This window comes from Peribacillus sp. NPDC058002, from assembly GCF_042886655.1.
GTDB classification, from domain to species: Bacteria; Bacillota; Bacilli; order Bacillales; family DSM-1321; genus Peribacillus; species Peribacillus aracenensis.
In genome coordinates this window covers 1-2,518 of sequence record NZ_JBHVQU010000386.1, presented here as the reverse complement: position 1 = coordinate 2,518, position 2,518 = coordinate 1, and the positions used below count along the sequence as shown (strand labels likewise).

Genomic DNA, 2,518 nt, shown 5'->3' with positions numbered 1-2,518 from the left:
TATTAATAAGTACTATAATTTTTGTGCTATATAAACAATTTCATGCTTACCAGATGATAAAACGTTTTTTAATCTTTCCATTAAAGATCAACGGGTAAGTTGAAATGACTGTAAACATAAAAAACCTGGCGAGCATTGCTTCGCCAGGTTTTTTCGTCGTTCATCATTTATTTTACTGCGTCTTTTAATTCCTTACCTGCTTTAAATGCCGGTACTTTACTAGCTGCAATTTGTATTTCTTCGCCAGTTTGCGGGTTTCTTCCTGTACGGGCAGCACGGTCGCGCACTTCAAATGTACCAAAACCAACTAATTGGATTTTTTCTTCTTTAGCAAGTGTAGCCGTGATTGTTTCAAACAACGCATCCACTACTTTTTTTGCTTCGTCTTTTGTCAGTTCAGCTTGTGCTGCAACACTGCTCACTAATTCTGTTTTATTCATATGAACACCTCATCCTTTTATTTTGTATAAAGTATGTAGAGAAGACAACATAACATATCTTGTATGCCCCTGTCACTTATTATGGCTAAATAAAAGGAATTGCAGCTCTAAATCGAGCTTTTTTGAAGATAAAAGGGCTTTGATTAACATTAACTTCCTGCAGTTTCCAGATGCAGCCATTGATAGATGGTATCCATATCAATGTTTTCCTCCAAATGGGAAGCCAAGAGATTGTAGGCTTCCTCCCTACGCTCCGAGTCGCTTTGGACATTCTCCTTCACTTCTTCCAACCCCTTGTTCCGTCGAATTTGGTTTACTAGCAATCTAGTGAACAGGCGATTATGGAATATCCCATGAAGATATGTTCCCATTACCTTGTTGTCATTGGAAATGGCTCCATCCTCTCTTCCATCCTTCAATAAAAGAAAGGGCCTTACTTGCAACTTCAATGTCGTTCTGCCTAAATGTATTTCGAAACCGTTAAGATTCATTTGACCTTCCATTATACCGGCAGAAAGGACACCTTCCATTTGTACCGTTTTCTTTTCTGCCTGAAAAACGGTTTCCACCGGAAGAAGCGAGAGCCCGTACGCGTTCTCACCGTCACCTTCGACCGCATCAGGATCGAAAAGTTTAGTCCCTAGCATTTGAAAACCGCCGCATATGCCAAAGATCATCGTTCCTTGTTTCCGCAGTTCTTTGATTTCCCGATCCAACCCCATACGATTCAACCATTCTAAATCTTCCATCGTGTTTTTTGTACCAGGTAAAATTACCAGATCGGGATTACCTAACTCATGAACACTGTTTACTAGGCGGACACCTACTCCGGGTTCATCAAAAAAAGGATCCACATCAGTAAAATTGGAGATCCGCGGAAATCTCAAGACGGCTACATCGATCGGGAACTCAGCCTTTTTAGGTTTTTTAAAACGTAAGGAAGAGAGGGCAAGTGAATCTTCCGCTTCAATATTCACGTCTAGATAGGGCAGTACCCCGAGAACCGGAATCCCGGTTTCCTTTTCCACCCATTCAATGCCATCGTCCAACAATTCACGCATGCCACGAAATTTATTGATGATGATCCCCTTTACACTATCTCGTTCATCTTGATCCAATAAAGCAAGTGTGCCGATGATGGAGGCAAATACTCCACCACGATCAATATCGGCCACCAAAATGACTGCCGCATCCGTGAGTTTAGCCATTCGCATATTCGCGATATCCCGGTCCTTAAGGTTAATTTCAGCCGGACTTCCTGCCCCTTCGAGTACGATGATGTCATAGTCTTCTTGAAGTTTTTCGACCGATTTACGGATGATCGGCATGGCTTCCTGGACAAATTGGGACCGATAGCTTTTTGCATTCATATCAAGAAAATGCTTTCCATGCACGATGACTTCTGAAACCATATCCTGCTTTGGTTTCAGTAATATCGGATTCATATCGGTCGTTGCCGTGATCCTTGCTGCTTCCGCCTGTACTCCCTGAGCCCGTCCGATTTCACCGCCATCCAAGGTTACATAAGAATTCAAAGCCATGTTTTGTGATTTGAATGGGACGACACGTAACCCTTTATTGGCAAATACCCGGCAAAATGCCGTACAAATCAAACTTTTCCCTACATCAGATGACGTCCCTTGTATCATGATGGATCGTGCCTTCATTACATTCACCCCCTTAAAACTCTAATCCTTTGACAGCGCCGATGCCCTCGTCATAATAATGCTTGGTCGCCTCAATCGATGAAACCAAATCGGCCATTTCCATAAGCTCTGGCTTGGCATCCCTGCCGGTAATGACTATGTGCATATGAGCGGGACGACTTCGAATCGCATCGATGACTTCAGTCAATGGCAAGACGTCTTCGATCGGGAATTTGGAAATCGCCAATGCATTGTTCAACTCATCCAAAACAAGTAAATCAATGCCGGGATCACTAAGGGCCAGTCTCGCCTTTTCCCAAGCTAACGATAATGCGTTGCGATGCTCTTCTGGAGTTTTGGTCCATGTAAAACCAATTCCTAGCTGTTCCATTTCAACTCCTAATTTTTTCAAAGCCAATGCTTCCCCATAGG

General features: G+C 42.8%; 3 protein-coding genes. All 3 read right to left on the bottom strand.

All coding sequences use genetic code 11. The features are described 5' to 3' along the window. Positions 1 to 167: 167 nt before the first annotated feature. The gene (locus ACFVSH_RS25385) at positions 168 to 440 is read right to left on the bottom strand and encodes an HU family DNA-binding protein (RefSeq protein WP_076371466.1); all 273 of its coding nucleotides are present in this window, start codon (positions 438 to 440) and stop codon (positions 168 to 170) included. Between the two features lie 149 nt (positions 441 to 589). Continuing rightward, on the bottom strand, positions 590 to 2,107 hold the full coding sequence (locus ACFVSH_RS25380) for a cobyric acid synthase (RefSeq protein WP_387708520.1): 1,518 nt from the start codon (positions 2,105 to 2,107) through the stop codon (positions 590 to 592). Between the two features lie 13 nt (positions 2,108 to 2,120). Beyond that, the coding region (locus ACFVSH_RS25375) for a cob(I)yrinic acid a,c-diamide adenosyltransferase (protein ID WP_387708518.1) at positions 2,121 to 2,518 on the bottom strand (398 nt) is incomplete at its 5' end.

Coding starts and splice junctions, on each gene's coding strand:
- ACFVSH_RS25385 (WP_076371466.1), bottom strand. CDS start 440: ATGAATAAAACAGAATTAGTGAGCAGTGTTGCAGCACAAGCTGAACTG.
- ACFVSH_RS25380 (WP_387708520.1), bottom strand. CDS start 2,107: ATGAAGGCACGATCCATCATGATACAAGGGACGTCATCTGATGTAGGG.